This window comes from Vibrio halioticoli NBRC 102217, from assembly GCF_000496695.1.
Taxonomy (GTDB): Bacteria; Pseudomonadota; Gammaproteobacteria; order Enterobacterales; family Vibrionaceae; genus Vibrio; species Vibrio halioticoli.
Window position 1 is genome coordinate 75,724 of record NZ_BAUJ01000003.1, and the last position, 21,179, is coordinate 96,902.

The window sequence follows — 21,179 nt, forward strand, 5'->3', positions numbered from 1 at the left end:
TTTCTATGGTAATGCAGAAAACGTTCAGATAACAGACCCTAATAACTTGGAGGTAGGGTACTTTGTCGAATGATCAGCTCTGTTTCTAATAGTCGTGAGTCAGAACTGATCTCGTTGCCACTGAGTATCTCAAACAACATTTGTGTGGCTTGATAGCCTATATCATAACGGGGTTGAGAGGCGGTTGTAAGTGGCGGATCGCAGTATTCTGAGAACTCTATATTATCAAAGCCAATAAATGAAATATCTTGTGGAACTCTAAGCCCCATATTTTTGGCTTCTTTGATTGCACCAATGGCCATCATGTCATTGTGGCAAAAGATAGCGCTAGGTGGAGAACCGGCATTCATGGGTTTACGCAGTGCGGCAGCGCCAGATTCAAAGCTAAAATCACCGCTAGCAGAGTTGCTTAGGTCGATGTTTAATCCGGCGCGGCGTAATGCTTGTTGGAAACCTTGGCTACGGAAACTAGAAAGTGGCGCATTGTCTGGGCCACAGATCTCTCCAATGCGTTTGTGTCCTAATTTAGCAAGATAGTTTACCGCCTGAAAAGACGCAGTCAGGTTATCAATATGTACAGTTGGTAGCTCTAATTCAGGGGCGTATTCACATGCCATGACCATTGGCGGCAGATTTTTTTGCTCCGCGATACTGGCATCGATAGGCAAGTCGGTGCCGAGCAGAATCAGTCCATCCGCTTGTTTTGAGTATATTAAGTTGACCAGTGAATTATCACGGCATTTTTGTTGTGAACTGTCACCATGCAATACAAGGTAGCCTTGCTTTGAAGCCGCTACTTCTATGCCGCGAATAATTTCAGAAAAGTAAGGGTCACAAAGGTCGGGGACGATAACGACGAGAGTTTTTGACTCATTGCGCTTCATGCTGCGCATGATAGTGCTAGGGCAATAGCCAGATTCAATGACCGCATCTTCTACTCGTTTACGAGTGGAAGAGGATACTTTTTCTGGGTTCATTAATGCCCTTGATACTGTCGCTGTTGATACTCCAGCAAGTCCAGCAACATCCTTCATCGTCGCCATAGTACGTCGTCCTCTATGAAATTTAGCGCGTGTTTGATTCAATCCATGACGCAAACTTATTTCAACTACTTAAGCTTAATTGCGAGTGAAAAATAAGTGTAACGAGTTTTCGCCAAACAGTTTAAGGGGCATGTAGCAAAATTGCACAACTTACTGTGAAGTGACTCGCATTTCGCCATATGCATGTGGTTTAACTTAGGTCCATTGGTTCTACATCTATGTTCCAACGAACTTTTTTTGCATTAGGCAGCATATCTAGTGCAGGTTTGGCACTCATAAGTAGTTTTTGCATGGTTGAACGTAGTTGGCATTGTAAAATAAGTTGCCAACGAGATTTTCCTGCTCGTTTCGCCATCGGTGCTGGTGTTGGCCCAAGTACCCAACATTGCTCATCAAACAAAGGGTGCGCTTCTAAGGTTTGCCTTACTTGCCTTAAAAAATCTTCCGCCAGTTGCGAATTATTCGATTCAGCTCGAAACAAAGACAGGCTGGCATAGGGAGGCAATTGCGCCACTCTACGTTCCATTAAGGCGCTTTGGGCAAACTCAGGATAGCCTTTGTGTAATAAAGCTTGTAGCAGTGAATGTTCTGGGTGATGAGTTTGTAGCACCACGTGTCCAGGCTTACTGGCGCGTCCCGCACGTCCTGCCACCTGAATAAACAATTGCGCTAGCTTTTCTGAAGCCCGAAAATCACTGCTATATAATGATGAATCCACATCAAGTAAAGCCACTAACGTCACGTCTGGAAAGTGATGCCCTTTGGCAAGCATTTGCGTACCAATCAGAATTTGATACTCACCATTGCGAATTGACTCTAATGCGCTCTCTAGACTGCCTTTACGACGCGTATTGTCTCGGTCAATGCGAATGGTTTTAAACTCTGGAAATAAGGTTTCTAAGTGCGCTTCAAGCTGTTCTGTGCCAACTCCGACCGTAACTAAATGAGTTGAACCACAGCTATGGCACTGATGAACGACCGGCTTTTGTGAGCCACAGTGATGACAGCGCATCTCACTGCTTCCTTGGTGGAAGGTATAGTAAGCGTCACATCGAGCACATTCGGCAATCCAGCCACACTCATGGCACATTAATGCGGGAGAGAAACCGCGGCGATTTAAAAACAGCATCACCTGATTGCCTTGTTGTAGGTGTTTACGCATTTGTGCGATCAGTGGCGCGCTTAAGCCACTTTCTAGATATAAACCTTTTACATCAATCACGCTGTTTTTAGTTGGGCTAGCACCGCCAGCGCGTTCAGTCAGTTTAAGATGTAAGTATTTTCCTGAAAGGGCGTTGTTTAAGGTTTCTAGAGATGGTGTGGCTGAGCCCAAGACAACCGGCACACTTTCTGAGTGGGCGCGCATTATGGCTATATCTCTAGCATGATAACGCAGGCTATCTTGCTGTTTATACGAAGAGTCATGCTCTTCATCGACAATGACAATGCCAAGGTTGGCAAAAGGGGTCAGCAGTGCCGAGCGAGTACCAATTAGGATGCCACATTCTTTATTTTTGGCGGCCAGCCATGCATTCAAGCGTTCACTGTCATTAAGACCTGAGTGAATGGTCTCAATAGGCACATTAAAGCGTCGTTTAAATCGGTTGATGGTTTGCGGCGTTAAGCCTATTTCGGGGACTAAGACTAACGCTTGTTTACCTTGCAGGATGACCGATTCTATAAGTTGAAGATAAACCTCAGTTTTACCTGAACCTGTGACTCCATCGAGAAGCGCACATTCATACCCTTCAATGTGGTTGACGGTGACTACTGCCAGCATTTGTTCATGATTGAGTTGACGCTTGTCGTCTTCATTAATGAGCTCAGCTGGCCATTGATCATTTATTTCAATACTTTCTGAACAAACTACCCATTGTTTCTGCTCTAAAGTTTTTAAAACAGAGCTAGAGATATCTAAAGTGGCAAGCTCATGTTGAGCCAGTGCGCCATATTGCAGAGCATGCATCACCTTAGCTTGCTGAACTGCTCGTCCAAAGCCTTGCATTAACTGGTTACGACCTGCTTCGGTGAGCTGCCATATTTTCTGTGGCTGCTTATGTGCCGGTTTACCTTTACGCAGAGCGCCGGGCATAGCCCCATTTAATGTTTCACCGAGTGGATACTGGTAAAATCGGCTAGCCCAATGAATCAGTTTATAAAGTTTATCTGGCCATATAGGCTCAACGTCAAGCACGGTCATTAAAGGCTTGAGCTTATTAATATCGTATTCTGATTGATGGGTGAGGGCGGTGATCACGCCAAGTCGTTTGTTTGGCCCAAACGGCACCCATACACGCACACCCACAACAGGAAATAAGTGCGATGGGATAAGGTATTCAAATTCTTTATCTAGAGGTACGGGCAGGGCAACTCTAGCAATTGTTGGGCGCATGGGATCTCTTTGATGTTTCTGCAATCAGATAATTACACAGATGATGATACTAGAAAAAGACCGAGGAGATGATGAAAAATATTGAGCACTTAGCCAAGTGTTGTCTCGCATATGGCTATATATAGGAATATTATGGTGAATGTGGCGAAAAAAGGGACAAATCAGTTGATCCTTAAAGACTAATTCATTACTATACTGCGCCTTGAAGATGCTGTATTACGCGGTGTCACTGTTAGAAACTACGTGTGGTGTCCAACCTTAGATTTGGATAGCGACGCGGCCTATAAATGAGGTTTTCCCATGAAACCAGGTATCCATCCTGAATACAAATCTGTAACAGCTAACTGCTCTTGCGGAAATACTTTTGAGTTCAACTCAACTCTAGCTAAAGAATCTATCCACCTAGACGTATGTGACAAATGTCACCCGTTCTACACTGGTAAGCAACGTATCGTTGATACTGGCGGCCGTGTTGATCGCTTTAACAAGCGTTTCGGTGCTCTTTCTTCTAAGAAATAATCTTAGTCGTAAAGATACAGAAAAAAGGTCGCCTAGGCGGCCTTTTTTGATCCTACAACAAATTGATTATCCAAGTTATTTACCTTCATTTCGATCTGGCAATTCCAAGCATTCTCTTTTTTACTCTGGTTACTTTGTAGTACATTGCCTGTTTTTTATTTACAATCACAAATTATTTACTTTCTCCTAATATCCACGAAGGGATGCTCTTAGATGTCAGATGACCAACCGATAAATGATTTCCGCCAACAAGCTCTCGATTACCACGAGTTTCCTAAGCCAGGAAAAATAGCTGTTGAATTAACAACGCCTGCTGATTCAGTTCATGATCTAGCGCTAGCTTATAGCCCAGGTGTTGCAGAGCCAGTACGTGAAATCGCCCAAAATGCTGATAACGTTTACAAGTACACAGCCAAAGGGAATATGGTTGCGGTTATTTCAAACGGCACCGCTATCTTGGGTTTAGGTAACTTAGGGCCAATGGCTTCTAAGCCGGTTATGGAAGGCAAAGCGTTATTGTTCAAACGCTTTGCCGGTTTGGACTCTATTGATATTGAAGTAAAGCACCGCACTATTGATGAGTTCATCGATACCGTGGCGGCGATTGCCGATACCTTTGGCGGAATTAACCTAGAAGATATCAAAGCGCCAGATTGTTTTGAGATTGAAAGTCGTCTTATCGAACGATGCGATGTGCCGGTATTTCACGATGATCAGCACGGCACTGCGATTGTGACCGCCGCCGGTATGCTTAACGCAATAGAGCTACAAGGAAAGCAACTGTGTGACTCTACTATTGTATGCTTGGGCGCCGGTGCTGCGGCAGTTGCGTGTATGGAGCTACTCATTAAATGTGGCGCACAGCGTGAAAAAATCTACATGTTAGATCGTAAAGGCGTTATTCATACTCGCCGTGACGATCTTAACGAATACAAACAGCTGTTTGCCAACAATACCGACAAACGTACCCTAGAAGATGTGATTGAAGGCGCGGATCTGTTCCTTGGCGTATCTGGTCCTAACTTGTTGTCACCTGAGGCATTGGCCTTGATGGCGGACAAACCAGTGGTGTTTGCCTGTTCTAACCCTGATCCTGAAATTAAACCAGAGCGTGCTCATGAAGTGCGTAGTGATTTGATTATGGGCACGGGACGTTCTGATTATCCAAACCAAGTGAACAACGTTATTTGTTTCCCATTTATCTTCCGTGGCGCTTTAGATGTGAGAGCCAGTGAGATTAATATTGAAATGAAGCTAGCGGCGGTGGAAGCAATTCGCCAGTTAGCAAAAGAACCAGTGCCAGAAGAAGTGATGAAAGCGGCTGGGGTAACGTCATTAGAGTTTGGTAATGGCTATATTATCCCTAAACCAATGGACCCACGCTTGTTACCTCGCGTAGCAAGAGCGGTAGCGGAAGCAGCGGTTGCCTCTGGCGTTGCTCGCATTGAGCTTCCAGAGAATTATATGCAGAGCTAATAGCAGAATGCAGGGTTAATAACCGAAAATTAAAAGGGGCTAGAGTGTGATCACTTTAGCCCCTTTTTTTATGAGTTAAATCTGAGCGTTGTGCTAGTTTAGTACTAGTGTTAGTCGTCGAAGACTTCTAATTCAATACCGAGATCAGACATGATTTTTTTTGCTTCAGTTGGAATTTCATCTGGGCAATCTTTTCTCAGATCTTCGTCGGTAGGGAGTGGTTGGCCAGTATAAGCGTGTAAGAAAGCTTCACATAGAAGCTCACTGTTGGTTGCATGGCGGAGGTTGTTTACCTGACGACGTGTTCGCTCATCAGTTAGAATTTTGAGAACCTTAAGTGGAATAGACACAGTGATCTTTTTGACTTGAGTGCTTTTTTTACCGTGTTCAGCATATGGGCTGATGTATTCGCCATTCCAGTCTGCCATTGGAAACCTTTATTACTTAGTTTTAAGAAGTTAATTTCCAATTCTAGCGATATTTACTGCTATATGTAAAGGCATTTAGACGTCTAGATGTGTTGAAGTCTAATACTGATCACGGTAATCTAGTATTAGATTCAGATTAATTTGATTGGTTACAAACTCCACCAGTCACTGCCAAAGGAAGGACAAGAAAATGAGCAGTAAACATAAGTCATCGACCATTGCCGTACGCACCGGTATAGAGTCTGATACCCAGCACCATGCTGTTGTTCCCCCTATTTACCTGTCCACAAACTATGGTTTTCCTTCATTTGGAGATGTACCAAAGTATGATTACACCCGCTCTGGAAACCCTAATCGTGGGCTTTTAGAGACGGCACTGTTTGAGTTGGAGTCAGGTAAAGGCGCTGTTGTCACCAACTGCGGTACATCAGCACTCAATTTATGGGTTTCGGCATTTTTAAGCCCAGACGATTTAATTATTGCGCCTCACGATTGTTATGGTGGTACTTACCGTTTATTTAACACTCGTGCGCAAAAAGGTGACTTTAAGGTTGAGTTTGTCGATCAATCAGATGATCAAGCCCTTGCTGCAGCGATTGCCAAAAAGCCAAAACTGATTCTTATTGAAACGCCATCGAACCCATTGGTGCGAGTGGTTGATATTGAGAAAGTGTGTCAGCAAGCGGCGGCTGTGGGGGCATTAGTGGGCGTCGACAATACATTTCTAACCCCAATTTACCAAAGACCATTAGAGCTTGGTGCTGATTTTGTTATCCACTCCACCACTAAATACATTAATGGTCATTCGGATGTGATTGGCGGAGTAGTGATTACTAAAACCGAACAACATGCTGAAGAACTTGGCTGGTGGGGTAACTGTATTGGTGCAACGGGCACGCCTTTTGATAGCTATATGACATTGCGCGGCATTCGCACTTTAGGTGCACGTATGCGTGTGCATGAAGAAAGCTCACAAGTTATTTTAAACTTTCTACAATCTCAAAAGCGTGTCAAAACCATTTATCACCCAAGCTTGCCAGATCACCCTGGCCATGACATTGCTAAACGTCAGCAGTCTGGTTTTGGTAGCATGCTCAGCTTTGAGTTTGATGGTGATTTAGAGCAACTGAAGACCTTTATTAACAGCTTAACATTGTTCTCTTTAGCGGAGTCTTTAGGTGGGGTAGAGAGTTTGATTTGTCACCCTGCGACTATGACTCATAGAGCTATGGGTGAAAAAGCATTGGCTGAAGCTGGTGTGTCTAATTTCTTATTACGTCTGTCTGTTGGGCTAGAAGATAGTGACGATCTTATTGATGATCTTGCCCAAGCATTTGATTCGGTCGAGGGTTAATTATGAACAACGCAACGCAACTGCATAAGTTTGGTGGTAGTAGTCTGGCAAATGCAGAATGCTTTGATCGCGTAGCCAATATATTAGCTGAGTACTCCAATGAGAGTGACTTAGTGATTGTTTCTGCTGCGGGCTCAACCACTAACAACTTGTTACGCTGGTTAGCGGCTTTAGAAAAAGATGGACGTATTGCGCATGAGATTTTACTTGAGCTAAGAAGCTATCAAAATCAATTGATTACCGATTTGCTTCCTCAGCAAACGGCGAGTGTTTTGCAAGAACAGCTTAACCGAGAATTTACCGCATTAAGTGCGCTAAATGCTCCGTTGACTGAGCAGCAAAAATCAGCGGCATTAGGTCACGGTGAAGTGTGGTCGTCTCGTCTCCTTAGTGCGCTGCTTTGTGATAGAGGTATGCCTAGTGCAGCGCTTGATTCTCGTGACTTCTTGCGCGCAGAAGCGGGCACTCAGCCAGAAATTGATCGCAACCTTTCTTGGCCATTATTGAAATCAGTGTTAGCTCAGCATCCTCAAAAACGCTTGGTTATTACCGGTTTTATGGCGCATAACCAACAAGGTGAAACGGTACTGCTTGGGCGCAATGGTTCCGATTATTCGGCGACCATAGTAGGTGCTTTGGCTGAAGTGGCCAAAGTCACTATTTGGAGTGACGTGGCGGGCGTATATAGCGCAGACCCGCGCATTGTCGAAGATGCCTGTTTACTGCCACTGCTTCGTCTTGATGAAGCCAGTGAATTAGCGCGCCTTGCCGCTCCGGTACTGCACAGCCGTACGCTACAACCTGTCGCACAAAGTGCTATGGATTTAGAGTTGCGTTGCAGTCACCAACCAGAGTCAGGTTCAACGCGTATTGAGCGTGTATTAGCTTCTGGTCGAGGCGCTAAGATAGTGACCTCATTAGATGATGTGAATTTGATTGAGCTGACTTTAAGCCCTGCACATGATTTTGAAAGTTTAGAGCCGCAAGTGTTGGCCTTGCTGAATAAAGCGCAGCTTGCGCCACTGGCCTATGAGTCACAATCGGATCAGCACTGCTTACGTCTGGCTTATACCAGCGAACTATTAGCCGGCGCCTTAGCCTGCATCGAAGCGGCAAACTTTGATGTGTCTGTTGCCGTGAAAACTGACTTATCCATGCTGGCCGCTGTAGGGGCCGGTGTGACTAACAACGCCAATCATTGTTTTGGTTTTTACCAAACACTGAAAAGCGTCAATGTTGAGTTCATGTTTGAAACCGAATCTGAGCTGAGCATTATCGCCATAGTAAGAACGAGTGCGATTCCTTCACTGCTTAAAGTGCTACACAATCAGTTATTCCAAGCACAAAAGCGTGTTGGCATCGTATTGTGTGGTAAAGGTAATATTGGTTCTAATTGGTTGGAGCTATTTGCTACGCAAAAAGACCAGTTAGAAAAGCGTCGCGGCATGAGCTTTGACCTTATCGGGGTAATTGCGAGCCAGAGTTATTGGTTTGATGAAAATGGCATAGATGCCAGCAAGGTCAACAGCCAGTTCTCCGATAATGCGGTTAGTAGCGAAGAAGATTGGCTACCGCTAGTTAAACGTCAATCGAGCTTTGATGAAATTATCGTATTGGATGTAACGGCCAGTCAGCAAGTGTCCGATCGCTACCTAGAGTTTGCCGAACATGGCATGCACTTAATCTCAGCGAATAAGCTGGCAGGTTCTGCGCCAAGTGAGTTTTACCATCAAGTACAGGATGTATTTGCTAAAACGGGACGTCATTGGTTGTACAACGCCACTGTGGGCGCTGGATTGCCGGTAAACCATACTGTGAGAGACCTGCGAGAAAGCGGCGATGAAATTGTAGCATTATCAGGAATCTTCTCGGGAACCTTGTCATGGCTGTTCCAGCAGTATGATGGCTCTATTCCATTTAGTGAGTTGGTTGACTTAGCTTGGCAACAAGGGCTAACGGAACCTGATCCTCGAGCTGATTTAGATGGCACCGATGTGATGCGTAAATTAGTGATTTTGGCGCGTGAATCAGGCTTAGATCTGGAGCCTGAAGGGGTGAAGGTTGAATCTTTAGTTCCTGAGAGTTTATTGGCCTTATCTGTGGATGAATTCTTCCAGCAAGCCAGCGTGTTGAATGAAGCACTAGCAGAGCGCTTAGATAAAGCACAGAGCGAAGGAAAGGTTCTGCGATACATAGCACGTCTTTCAAAAGAAGGAGAGGCGACAGTGGGCGTAGAGGCGCTTGAAGCGCACCACTCTTTGGCTAACTTACTGCCTTGTGACAATATTTTCGCTATTGAGAGTAAATGGTACAAAGATAACCCATTGGTTATACGCGGCCCTGGTGCGGGTCGAGAAGTCACGGCAGGTGCCTTGCAGTCCGATCTCAATCGCTTATCTAGTCTATTATAATTCTTATCTAAAGCATCCAATGCGTTCGTGTTGGATGCTTCTCCCCCAAAAGACTCAACTTTTGTACGAATTTTTGTTGACATCCCTCTCATAAATTTACATTATCTAGACATATAGACGTCTAAACGTTCAAAATTATGTGATTGTGCTGATGCACAGGGAGAGGAAATATGGGTTATACACACGCGAGCCACATTGATGCACTTAATCAAAACGTTGCTGAGCTTTCTGATAATATCAATGTCTCTTTCGAGTTCTTCCCTCCTAGCAGTGAAAAAATGGAGGAGACTCTGTGGAACTCGGTACATCGCTTAAAAGCATTGAAACCTAAATTTGTCTCTGTGACCTACGGTGCCAACTCTGGTGAGCGCGATCGTACGCACTCAATCATCAAAGAAATCAAAAGCCAAACCAACCTAATTGCGGCGCCGCATTTAACTTGTATTGATGCTTCTCGCGAGGAGCTAATCACCATTGCTGATGACTACTGGAAAAACGGTATTGAGAGCATTGTGGCACTGCGCGGTGATATTCCGCCAAACGGTGGTACGCCAGATATGTACGCTTCTGATTTGGTTGAGTTGCTAAAATCTCGCCATGATTTTGATATCTCGGTAGCGGCTTTTCCTGAAGTGCATCCCGAAGCGAAAAGTGCCCAATCTGATTTATTAAATCTAAAGCGTAAAGTTGATGCGGGCGCCAACCGCGCAATCACGCAGTTTTTCTTTGATGTTGAAAGCTACCTTCGCTTTCGTGACCGCTGTGCAGCAACGGGTATCGATGTAGAGATTATTCCGGGTATTTTGCCTGTGTCTAACTTCAAGCAAGCTTCTCGCTTTGCAGCAATGAACAACGTGAAAGTACCTGGATGGATGGCAAAACAGTTTGAAGGGTTGGATGATGATCCAATGACTCGTCAATTGGTTGGGGCTAGTCAGGCTATTGATATGGTGCGTATTTTAAGTCGTGAAGGGGTAAAGGATTTCCACTTCTATACGTTGAACCGCGCTGAAATGACTTATGCCTTGTGCCACACGCTAGGTGTTCGCCCATAGTTCTCATCTGAGAATACTTAGCTAGAGATATAGAGTTTACGGATAAGGATTGCTAACGATAGGGATACGTTTAATAAGAATTTAAGCAGAGTTCAGATTTACAACTAAGCCAAATAAAACAAAGGACCCAGTGCATTACAAGCTAGGTCCTTTTGTTTTTCAGTTAAGCAATCTCGCTTAACACTTCTTCCGCCCACTCATTCCAAGCTTCGCGAGTCAAAAGATTACGACGTAAGGTTAGTCGTTCAATTTTTTCTTTGTGGCTCAAAATGCGAGTATCAGAGTAATGTGTATCTTCGATTTCTTTGTAGAACTGAACCAGTTTACGTGAATCGCTTAGTGCAAGTTGCAGTTGGTCAGAAAAACCTTCAGCAGGCTGAACTTCACATGCATAAAGTTTAGCTGCAAACTCATCTCTCACTGTTGGGTGCGAAATAGGTTGTTCAAACCATTTAGCCAGTGCCTCACGGCCGCGCTCTGTGATTGAGTAAATCTTTTTATCAGGCTTGCCTGATTGAGGGAATAGCTGACAAGTAACGAGCTCGTTTTCTGCCAGTTTATTTAACTCACGGTAAACCTGTTGGTGGCTTGCTTTCCAAAAGTAGCCAATGCTATAAGAAAACTCTTTTGTAATGTCGTAACCGGTAGCATCTTTTGTGCTTAGTACGGTCAATATAACGTGTGGTAATGACATGTTGTTCTTCCAAATTACTGCATATAAAAAACAACGCACAGTTCAGACTCTAGTTGGTCATCATTGAAGAGTGCGAGCCACTCAAGAAGTTCATGAGTGCATGTATTACCTTTTAAGCCATTCTCACCTGACCATAATTTATTTTATTATGTCTAATAAATAGGGAATATTGTGTCTCGTTATTTTTATTGTGAAACCCAAGATCCCCTACCTATAAGCTAACAGTTTACTATCATTTTTTGGCGTTAGATTAACGAAAAATAAGTATTACAAAAACATGTTTACTGCTTTTTGTCTCATATTGCCAACTTGCTCAAAAAGCCTAACAAGTCCTGTTGTCGGTTGGATGAAATGGTGGGTATATCACGGTTTTGTCTTTTGCGATGCGATAAGTCGAGAATATAAAAAAGCCCTAGCTCAATGAGCTAGGGCTTGAATTCTAAGCATCATAAACGCTGCTCGAACTTAACCTGTGTTACGCATTCCGGCTGCAATACCAGCAATGGTAATCATCAGAGCTTCTTCAAGCTCAGGGTTATTCTCTTCTGTTTGTCGAGTACGTTTTAGAAGCTCTACTTGCAACATGTTCAATGGATCAACATAGATGTTGCGTAGACGTATGGACTCTAGACCCCATGGGTCACTTTGCATTAGGTTCTCGTTGTTTTCTACTTTCAGAACCGTTTGGATGTCTTTTTGTAGTTGTCCACGAAGGTTTTCACCTAAACGCCATAGTGATGGGTCTGTGAGCTTCTCATCATACAGTTTAGAGATATCCATGCTGCACTTGTAGTACACCATTTCTAACATACCTAAGCGAGTAGAGAAGAACGGCCATTCACGACACATCTCTTCTAGTAACTCTAGATGACCTTGGTCAATGGAGTATTGAATCGCTTCACCTGCGCCTAACCATGCAGGAAGTACCAGACGGTTTTGGCTCCATGAGAAGATCCATGGAATCGCACGTAGGCTTTCTACGCCACCTTTCGGGTTACGCTTCGAAGGACGAGAACCTAGTGGCAGTTTACCTAGTTCAAGCTCAGGTGTGGCTGCGCGGAAGTAAGGAACAAAGTCTGCTTCGCCACGGACAACATTACGGTAAGACTCACAAGAAACCTGTGATAGCACTTCCATAAGATCACGCCAATCTTGTTTTGGCTCTGGAGGCGGAAGAAGGTTAGCTTCTAAAATGGCGCTAGCGTACAAGTTCAGGCTGTTGACAGCCACTTGTGGTAGACCAAGTTTAAAGCGAATCATCTCACCTTGCTCAGTAACACGTAGGCCACCTTTTAAGCTTTTTGGTGGTTGAGACAACAATGCTGCGTGTGCAGGAGCGCCACCACGGCCGATAGTACCGCCACGACCATGGAACAAGGTCAGGTCGATATTTTCCGCTTCAGAGACTTTAACTAGCTTATCCATTGCGTCGTATTGCGCCCAGCCTGCAGACATTACGCCGGCATCTTTTGCTGAGTCAGAGTAGCCAATCATGACCATCTGTTCGCCTTGGATAAATCCGCGATACCAATCAATGCTATACAGCTGTTGCATGACAGATTCTGAGTTATTCAAATCTTCTAGAGTTTCAAATAATGGACAAACGCCTAAACGGAATTTACAGCCAGCTTCACGCAGCAATAGGTGAACAGCAAGTACGTCAGAAGCGGTACGTGCCATTGAAATAACATAAGAACCAAAGGCTTCTTTAGGGTGAGCAGCAACAGTCTTACAGGTTTCAATCACCTCTTTAACCATTGGTGATGGTTCCCAGTTGTGCGGGATAAGAGGTCGATTATCGCTAAGCTCTTTAACTAGGAATGCAACTTTATCTTGCTCACTCCACTGGTCGTAATCACCTAGACCTAAGAAACGCGTAACTTCAGACAAGGCTTTTGAGTGCTCGGTGCTCTCTTGGCGAATGTCTAGTCGAACAAGGTGCACACCAAAACATTTAATACGGCGAAGCGTATCAAGCAGCGAGCCTTCGGCAATCACGCCCATGCCACACTCATGTAGAGAGGTGTAGATGGTATGTAGTGGATGCCAAAGTTGCTCAGCAGTTTCTAAGATGCTGACATTGGGAATAATATCGCCAGCCAGTCTTGCTGAAATTGATTTACGGGTATTGTTAAGCAGAGTGCGCATTTCTTTTAGGATGCCACGATACGGTTCGTGACTGTCACCTGCAAGTTCACGTACTGCTGCATTACACTCGATCATTGATAGCTCAGTGATCAGCTCTTCGATATCGGCGTGATATAGGTCAGCGGCTTTCCAGCGAGATAACCACAGTACTTCTTGAGTAATGTTATGAGTGACAAACGGGTTACCGTCTCGGTCACCCCCCATCCAAGAAGAGAAATGCACAGGGCGAGCATCGATAGGTAGAGGCTCATCTAGGTGAGTCGATACTCGTTCGTCTAACTCACGTAAGAAATCAGGTACTGCTTCCCAAAGAGAGTTTTCAACAACCGCAAAACCCCATTTTGCTTCATCCAGAGGAGTAGGGCGTTGCTGACGGATAACATCTGAGTGCCAACTTTGAGCAATAAGTTGCTCGAGACGGCGCTCTGTTTTAATTCGTTCAGAGTGACCGATATCGCTAAGCTCTAGTTTAGATAAACAGTCGTTTATCTTAAGTAGCTTGTTGATCATGGTACGACGAGAGATTTCGGTAGGGTGTGCGGTTAGCACTAATTCAATATTGAGGTTCTTGATTGCGTCTGACGCTTCTTTTTTAGAAATCTCTTTAGAGTGAAGCTTACTAAACAGAGTCTGAAGTACATCAGGTTCGCAAACATGCTCTTCGCAATGACGAGAAATTGTATGGTACTGATCGGCTATATTGGTCAGATTCAAAAATTGGTTGAATGCGCGAGCGACGGGGATAAATTGCTCGTCCGGCAGGTTCTCAATCTCATGGATGAGAGCCTCTCTATCTTCTTGATGACCGCTACGAGCCGACTTAGACAACTTACGAAGAGTTTCAACTTTATTAAAAATCTCCTCTCCATGGGCGTCTTTAATGGTTCTGCCAAGTAGATTACCAAGCATCTTCACGTTACTGGTAAGTGCAGAATATTTCTTATTCATTTCATTGAGCCTCGTAATTAAATTACACACCTTTCCTTGAGTTAAGATCCAATCTATCGAAGAAAAGGGGTGAGAGTCAAACTTTGAACAAATTTGATTGAAAAACCAACGTTTGAATTGATTTGAATCATAATAGCTGACTCAAACAATTTTTATGTTGAAACTTTATTTCACTAATCGCTAAAACTAACTCGAAAAACAGTATTGATTGATCGATTTTTGTAAAATATTAATTGTTGGGTTTATAAAATCTAAACTTAAAAATTCATCTGGTTGATGCGCTTGGTCAATAGATCCCGGTCCCATCACCAAAGTAGGGCATAACTCTTGTAAATAAGGCGCTTCTGTACAGTAGTTGACCGTTTGTGATTCGGTATCGCATATAAGCTGCATCTCTTGCACAAAGTGGTGATCGGCATGACATTCATAACCTGGAATTGGCGGATGCAGTGGTTTGACTTCAATTCGTCCGGGCCATTTTTGCATCACAGTCTGTAGATGCTCGTGCAGTAATTGATCTAGGCTCTCAAGGCTTAAACCTGGAAGCGGTCTAAGATCGTAATGCAATTCACAACAGCCACAAATACGGTTGGCACTGTCACCGCCGTGAATGTGCCCCAAATTCATAGTTGGGTTAGGGATAGCAAATCCAGGATGGTGGTAGTCTTTGATCAACTGTTGTTTTAGGTGCATCAACGAATACATCACTTCATGCATGATTTCTATCGCATTTATTCCTAGCGCAGGATCCGATGAATGCCCTGATTTACCGGTAATACGAATGGCATTTGCCATGTGTCCTTTGTGGCCACGTATCGGCACTAAGTTAGTGGGTTCACCAATGATGCAGTAGTCAGGTTTAAAGGGAGCCTCTTTGGCAAAATGCTTAGCACCGAGCATAGTGGTTTCTTCATCACAAGTGGCAAGAACATACAAAGGCTTGTTTTGCGTGCTCCAATCGGTGCCGTTTTTTTGCATTTGTTTTACTGCATCTAGGATAAAAGCAAAGAAGCCTTTCATATCCGCAGTGCCTAAGCCGTAATAGCGATTATCCGACAGAGTTAACTGGTGAGGGTCAAAATTCCAACGACCTTGATCAAAGGGAACAGTATCCGTGTGTCCCGCAAGTAACAGTCCACCTTCACCACTACCCAATTGAGCCATTAGGTTTAATTTTCCGGGTTCAACTTCTTCTGTGGTCACAGTAAAACCTAGGTCTTCAAACCAAGTGGCAAGTTTGGCAATAACTTGTGCGTTTCCTTGGTCCCATTTTGGGTCGGTAGAACTGATGGAAGAAGTACTTATCAAGCCTTGATAAATATCAACAAATTTAGGTATAGGCATATTATCTTTGCATCCACTATTGACAGATAACTAATGAAAGGTTAAAACACATACTAAGTCACAAAGAATGAATAAAAAAGCAAAATAAGCCTTTTTAGTTACATTAATAATCAATTTTATAGAGTCGGCTGATGATTAACGAAAAACAACTTAAAGTAGCGATTATTGGAGCTAGCGGTTATACCGGCGCTGAACTTGCCAATATGGTACTTAAACATCCTAGTCTCACGCTATCAGGTTTGTATGTTTCAGCCAACAGTCTAGACGCAAATAAGCCTATTAGTCAGTTACATGGCAAGTTACTTGGTAAAATTGATATGCCACTGTTACCACTTAATGATGTGGATGCAGTCGCGCAACAGGCTGATATTGTTTTCCTTGCTACTGCTCACCAAGTGAGTCACGACTTAGCGCCAGTATTTCTAAGCCATCATTGTCAGGTGTTTGACTTGTCTGGTGCATACCGAGTGCAAGGCGATGATTTCTACACTCAATACTACGGTTTTGAGCACGAACATTTAGCAGAGCTTGAGCAAGCCGTATATGGCTTAGCAGAATGGAATAAAGAGCAGATTGCACAAACTGACTTAGTGGCTGTAGCAGGATGTTACCCAACAGCATCACAATTGGCGATTAAGCCAATTATTGAAGCAGGTTTACTAGATAGCAAGCAATGGCCGGTTATCAATGCAGTGAGTGGCGTTTCTGGCGCAGGTATCAAAGCCAGCAAAACCAATAGCTTTTGCGAAGTGAGCTTACAGGCGTATGGTGTATTTACTCACCGTCATCAACCTGAAATTGCTAATCATTTAGGGCAAGAGGTGATCTTTACTCCTCACCTAGGTAATTTTAAACGCGGTATTTTAGCGACAATTACCCTCAAGCTAGCTGACAACGTGAGCGCAGAACAAGTAGAGCAAGCCTTTATTTCAGCCTACAACGACGCTGAGTTAGTAAGGCTAAAGCATCAAGATATGCCTAAAATACAAGACGTGGAATACACACCGTTCTGCGATATTGGTTGGAAAGTACAAGGTCAACATCTTATCGTCGTTTCTGCGATTGATAACCTATTAAAAGGGGCATCTGCGCAAGCAATGCAATGTTTGAATATTCGTAATCAATTCCCTGAAACAACAGCGTTGTTTTAAGTCGTCGCAAAGGAAGTCATTTATGAGCACATTACCGTTAGTGATTAAATTAGGTGGAGCAGCACTTGAATGCAGCGAAACTTTGTCGAAGTTATTTAAGGCGATTGAGCAAGCGTCTCAACAATCTCAACGCTCAATTGTTGTGGTACACGGAGGCGGTTATTTGGTGGATGAGTTGCTAAATAGCTTACAACTGACTTCCACTAAGAAAGACGGACTGCGCGTGACTCCACAAGAGCAGATTCCTCTAATTACAGGCGCATTAGCAGGTACTGCCAACAAAATGCTACAAGGCGAAGCGATTAAAGCGGGTTTAAAAACCGCAGGCTTATGTCTTGCTGATGGCGGATTGTGTCATATCGAACAGCTTGATCCAGAATTGGGCGCAGTCGGTAAAGCAACGCCTGTAGACGCAAGTTTATTACAAGCCATTTTGGCAACCAACACATTACCTATCATTAGCTCAATTGGCTTAACGTCTGCTGGGCAAATGATGAATGTAAATGCCGATCAAGCCGCCGTTGCCGTTGCAGGTGCTTTGGATGCGGAACTGGCATTATTGTCTGACGTGAGTGGTGTGCTAGACGGTAAAGGACATTTGCTCGAGAGTTTGAATGAGAAACAAGCGGATGAGTTAATTCATGGACAAGTGATCACGGACGGAATGATCGTAAAAGTTCAAGCTGCACTGCAAGCGGCTAGCGATTTAGGTCGACCTATCCAAGTCGCTTCTTGGCGCTACCCAGAAAAATTAGAACAACTGTTTGCCGGACAAAATGTTGGCACCCTTTTTCAGCCTGAATAGTAGGCAATTACATTTAGTAAATAACAATTATTAGGAATGTTCCACAAGCAACTTTCCTATTTATCGGAGAATTTAGTATGAGCAAAGTTAAAGTAAACAAGGTCGTTGTAGCCTACTCTGGTGGCCTAGATACATCAGTTATCATCCCTTGGCTAAAAGAAAACTACGGCTGTGAAGTTGTGGCGTTTGTGGCTGATGTAGGTCAGGGCGAAGAAGAGCTACAAGGCATCGAAGAAAAAGCGAAAGCATCGGGTGCATCGGCTTGTTACATTGCTGACCTAAAAGAAGAAATGGTAGCGGATTACATCTTCCCAACGCTAAAAACAGGCGCATGCTACGAAGGTAAGTACCTACTAGGCACTTCTATGGCACGTCCTATTATCGCTAAGGCTCAAGTTGAAGTAGCACGTAAAGTAGGTGCAGACGCACTGTGTCACGGCTGTACAGGTAAAGGTAACGACCAAGTTCGTTTTGAAGGCGCATTTGCTGCTCTAGCACCAGACCTACATGTAATTGCGCCTTGGCGTGAGTGGGATCTAGTAAGCCGTGAAGAGTGTCTAGATTACCTAGCTGAGCGTAACATCCCTTGCTCTGCATCACTGACTAAAATCTACTCTCGTGACGCAAACGCATGGCACATCTCAACAGAAGGTGGCGTTCTAGAAGATACATGGAATGCGCCAAACGATGATTGCTGGGCATGGACAGTTGATCCAGAGCAAGCGCCAAACGAATCAGAAACAGTGACTGTTAAAGTTGAAAAAGGCGAAGTGACAGAGATCAATGGCGAGAAAATGACGCCATACAACGCGCTAGTATTCTTAAATGAAAAAGGCGTTAAACACGGTGTTGGTCGTATCGATATCGTAGAAAACCGTCTTGTAGGTATGAAATCTCGTGGTTGTTACGAAACTCCAGGGGGCACTATCATCATGGAAGCGCTACGTGCCGTTGAGCAACTTGTGCTTGATAAAGCTGCTTTTGAATTCCGTGAAGAGTTGGGCGTAAAAGCGTCTCACCTTGTCTATGATGGCCGTTGGTTTACTCCACTATGTCGTTCAATCCTTGCTGCTTCAGATGAACTGGCTCAAGATGTGAATGGTGAAGTGGTAATTAAACTGTATAAAGGTCAAGCTACCGTTGTTCAGAAACGTTCTGACAACAGCCTTTACTCTGAAGAGTTTGCTACATTCGGCGAAGACGAAGTGTACGACCAAAGCCATGCTGAAGGCTTTATCCGTCTGTACTCGCTTTCAAGCAGAATCCGCGCTCTTAATGAATTAAAGAAATAGCGTTAAAAATAGAATAAAGTAAGCAGCATTAGACTAAGGAATTTCAGGAGAACACAATGGCATTATGGGGCGGTAGATTTACCCAAGCAGCAGACACTCGGTTTAAACAGTTCAACGATTCACTTCGCTTTGATTACCGATTGGCTGAGCAAGACATTGTTGGCTCGATCGCTTGGTCTAAGGCTCTGCATTCGGTCAATGTTCTAACAGAAGAAGAGCAGCAGAAACTTGAGTTAGCACTTAACGAGCTAAAACTTGAAGTGATGGAGGATCCTGAACAGATCCTTCAATCTGATGCTGAAGATATCCACTCATGGGTAGAGCAACAGTTAATCGGCAAAGTCGGGGATCTGGGTAAGAAGCTACACACCGGTCGTTCACGTAACGATCAGGTAGCAACGGATCTTAAACTGTGGTGTCGTCAGCAAGGTAATCAACTGTTGATTGCTTTAGATAAACTGCAAACCAAAATGGTTTCTGTTGCTGAGCAACATCAAGGTACGGTATTGCCAGGTTACACGCACTTACAGCGTGCTCAGCCGGTAACTTTTGCACACTGGTGTCTTGCCTACGTTGAAATGCTAGAGCGTGATTACTCAAGATTGAGTGACGCAATCAAGCGTTTAGACACTTGTCCGCTAGGTTCTGGCGCATTGGCAGGTACGGCTTATCCAATGGATAGAGAGCAACTCGCGCATTCACTGGGCTTTCGTCGCGCAACTCGTAACAGCCTAGATTCTGTTTCTGATCGTGACCATGTTATGGAGCTGATGTCGATTGCATCCCTGTCAATGTTGCACCTTTCTCGTCTGGCAGAAGATATGATCTTCTACAACTCAGGTGAGTCTAACTTCATTGAATTAGCGGATACTGTGACTTCAGGTTCTTCATTGATGCCACAGAAGAAAAACCCAGATGCACTAGAGCTGATTCGTGGTAAGTGTGGTCGTGTATACGGCTCACTGGCTGGCATGATGATGACAGTTAAAGCATTGCCACTAGCGTACAACAAAGACATGCAAGAAGATAAGGAAGGTCTATTTGACGCCTTAGACACTTGGAACGATTGTATGGAAATGGCGGGTCTGTGTTTTGAAGGCATCAAAGTGAACGGTGAACGTACACTTGAAGCGGCGAAACAAGGCTATGCGAACTCTACTGAGCTTGCTGATTACTTAGTAGCGAAAGGTATTCCATTCCGTGAAGCGCACCATATTGTTGGGGTTGCGGTTGTGGCGGCCATTGCCAAAGGTTGCGCACTGGAAGAGTTGAGCATTGAAGAGCTGAAACAGTTCTCTGATGTTATTGAGCATGATGTGTACGAGATTCTGACCATAGATTCTTGCCTTGAGAAGCGTTCGGCACTGGGCGGCGTAAGCCCTCAACAAGTGGCGCATGCGGTTGAGCAAGCACAGCAACGTTTAGAGCAAAGAGACACCTCTGGCGTTAAAGTTCGCGCTGCTCGCCTCACTGATATCGATACCTTAGAAGGTATGGTGGCTTACTGGGCTGGCTTAGGTGAAAACTTGCCGCGTAGCCGCAGTGAACTGATCCGTGATATTGGCTCTTTTGCGGTCGCAGAGCATCTTGGTGAAGTGACAGGTTGTGCTTCTCTGTATGTGTATGACTCAGGCTTAGCTGAAATTCGCTCTCTAGGTGTAGAAGCGGGTTGGCAGGGACAAGGTCAAGGCACAGCGGTTGTGCAGCACTTGGTAGAACGAGCTCGTCAAATGGCGATTAAGAAAGTCTTTGTACTGACTAGAACGCCAGAGTTCTTTATGAAGCATCACTTCATTCCGACCTCGAAAATGCTATTACCAGAGAAAGTGCTAAAAGACTGTGAACAATGTCCACGTCAACATGCGTGTGATGAAGTGGCATTAGAACTGAATCTTAATGAGCAAATCATTGCCACGGTTAACGTCGCTTAATGTTGCACAGCACTATGCTAAATATCAGGAACTAGTTTAAAAAAGCAGTGTCTATAACAATACCACTGCTTTTCTTAGACCATTTCTAAGACGGCCCTTGAGCAAATCTGTTCAAGGGCTTTTTGTTTTTATGCGCTGTAGCGATTTTCTGTCATTTGCTATTCGATCTCATAGACACTTTCTAATCA

General features: G+C 44.2%; 15 protein-coding genes. 9 read left to right on the forward strand and 6 right to left on the reverse strand.

Features of this window, described 5'->3' with window-relative positions; genetic code table 11:
• Positions 1-38: 38 nt before the first annotated feature.
• Both cytR and priA read right to left on the reverse strand, forming a co-directional pair.
• Positions 39-1,043 carry a DNA-binding transcriptional regulator CytR gene (gene cytR / locus VHA01S_RS00520; protein ID WP_023402418.1) on the reverse strand — a complete coding sequence of 335 codons (1,005 nt, stop codon included), beginning with the start codon at positions 1,041-1,043 and terminating at the stop codon, positions 39-41.
• A 190-nt stretch (positions 1,044-1,233) separates the two neighbouring features.
• Complete coding sequence (priA, locus tag VHA01S_RS00525) at positions 1,234-3,435, reverse strand: primosomal protein N' (RefSeq protein ID WP_023402419.1); 2,202 nt, start codon at positions 3,433-3,435, stop codon at positions 1,234-1,236.
• Positions 3,436-3,735: 300 nt separating this feature from the next.
• On the opposite strand from priA, the gene rpmE reads away from it, so the two are divergent.
• Positions 3,736-3,954: a 50S ribosomal protein L31 gene (gene rpmE / locus VHA01S_RS00530; RefSeq protein WP_021714266.1), complete on the forward strand. Its 219-nt coding sequence runs from the start codon at positions 3,736-3,738 to the stop codon at positions 3,952-3,954.
• A gap of 213 nt (positions 3,955-4,167) precedes the next feature.
• The gene (locus VHA01S_RS00535; protein ID WP_023402420.1) at positions 4,168-5,430 is read left to right on the forward strand and encodes a malic enzyme-like NAD(P)-binding protein; all 1,263 of its coding nucleotides are present in this window, start codon (positions 4,168-4,170) and stop codon (positions 5,428-5,430) included.
• 110 nt (positions 5,431-5,540) lie between these two features.
• Here VHA01S_RS00535 and metJ read toward each other — a convergent pair whose 3' ends face one another.
• Positions 5,541-5,858, reverse strand: coding sequence for a met regulon transcriptional regulator MetJ (metJ, locus tag VHA01S_RS00540; protein ID WP_021714268.1), 318 nt, complete (start codon positions 5,856-5,858; stop codon positions 5,541-5,543).
• A gap of 190 nt (positions 5,859-6,048) precedes the next feature.
• Between metJ and VHA01S_RS00545 the strand changes: the two genes are divergently transcribed.
• The 3 genes from VHA01S_RS00545 (at position 6,049) to metF (ending at position 10,678) form a co-directional block, all read left to right on the forward strand.
• Positions 6,049-7,212: an O-succinylhomoserine (thiol)-lyase gene (locus tag VHA01S_RS00545; protein ID WP_023402421.1), complete on the forward strand. Its 1,164-nt coding sequence runs from the start codon at positions 6,049-6,051 to the stop codon at positions 7,210-7,212.
• Positions 7,213-7,214: 2 nt separating this feature from the next.
• Positions 7,215-9,623, forward strand: coding sequence for a bifunctional aspartate kinase/homoserine dehydrogenase II (locus VHA01S_RS00550; protein WP_023402422.1), 2,409 nt, complete (start codon positions 7,215-7,217; stop codon positions 9,621-9,623).
• 170 nt (positions 9,624-9,793) lie between these two features.
• Positions 9,794-10,678 (forward strand): methylenetetrahydrofolate reductase, encoded by an 885-nt coding sequence (gene metF / locus VHA01S_RS00555; RefSeq protein ID WP_023402423.1) that lies wholly within the window; start codon positions 9,794-9,796, stop codon positions 10,676-10,678.
• A gap of 163 nt (positions 10,679-10,841) precedes the next feature.
• Here the strand turns inward: metF and VHA01S_RS00560 are convergent, their stop codons facing one another.
• From VHA01S_RS00560 to argE, 3 genes are all read right to left on the reverse strand, one after another.
• The gene (locus tag VHA01S_RS00560; RefSeq protein ID WP_023402424.1) at positions 10,842-11,372 is read right to left on the reverse strand and encodes a PadR family transcriptional regulator; all 531 of its coding nucleotides are present in this window, start codon (positions 11,370-11,372) and stop codon (positions 10,842-10,844) included.
• A 465-nt stretch (positions 11,373-11,837) separates the two neighbouring features.
• Entirely contained in the window at positions 11,838-14,468 is a 2,631-nt protein-coding gene (ppc, locus tag VHA01S_RS00565; protein WP_023402425.1) for a phosphoenolpyruvate carboxylase, read from the reverse strand.
• 186 nt (positions 14,469-14,654) lie between these two features.
• On the reverse strand, positions 14,655-15,812 hold the full coding sequence (gene argE, locus VHA01S_RS00570; protein WP_023402426.1) for an acetylornithine deacetylase: 1,158 nt from the start codon (positions 15,810-15,812) through the stop codon (positions 14,655-14,657).
• Positions 15,813-15,943: 131 nt separating this feature from the next.
• On the opposite strand from argE, the gene argC reads away from it, so the two are divergent.
• The 4 genes from argC to argH all read left to right on the forward strand — a co-directional run bounded on the left by argC (position 15,944) and on the right by argH (position 20,991).
• On the forward strand, positions 15,944-16,963 hold the full coding sequence (gene argC, locus VHA01S_RS00575) for an N-acetyl-gamma-glutamyl-phosphate reductase (protein ID WP_023402427.1): 1,020 nt from the start codon (positions 15,944-15,946) through the stop codon (positions 16,961-16,963).
• 22 nt (positions 16,964-16,985) lie between these two features.
• Positions 16,986-17,768 (forward strand): acetylglutamate kinase, encoded by a 783-nt coding sequence (gene argB / locus VHA01S_RS00580; protein ID WP_023402428.1) that lies wholly within the window; start codon positions 16,986-16,988, stop codon positions 17,766-17,768.
• A gap of 77 nt (positions 17,769-17,845) precedes the next feature.
• The gene (locus tag VHA01S_RS00585) at positions 17,846-19,060 is read left to right on the forward strand and encodes an argininosuccinate synthase (protein WP_021714277.1); all 1,215 of its coding nucleotides are present in this window, start codon (positions 17,846-17,848) and stop codon (positions 19,058-19,060) included.
• A gap of 56 nt (positions 19,061-19,116) precedes the next feature.
• Entirely contained in the window at positions 19,117-20,991 is a 1,875-nt protein-coding gene (gene argH / locus VHA01S_RS00590) for an argininosuccinate lyase (RefSeq protein WP_021714278.1), read from the forward strand.
• The last annotated feature ends 188 nt before the right edge of the window (positions 20,992-21,179 follow it).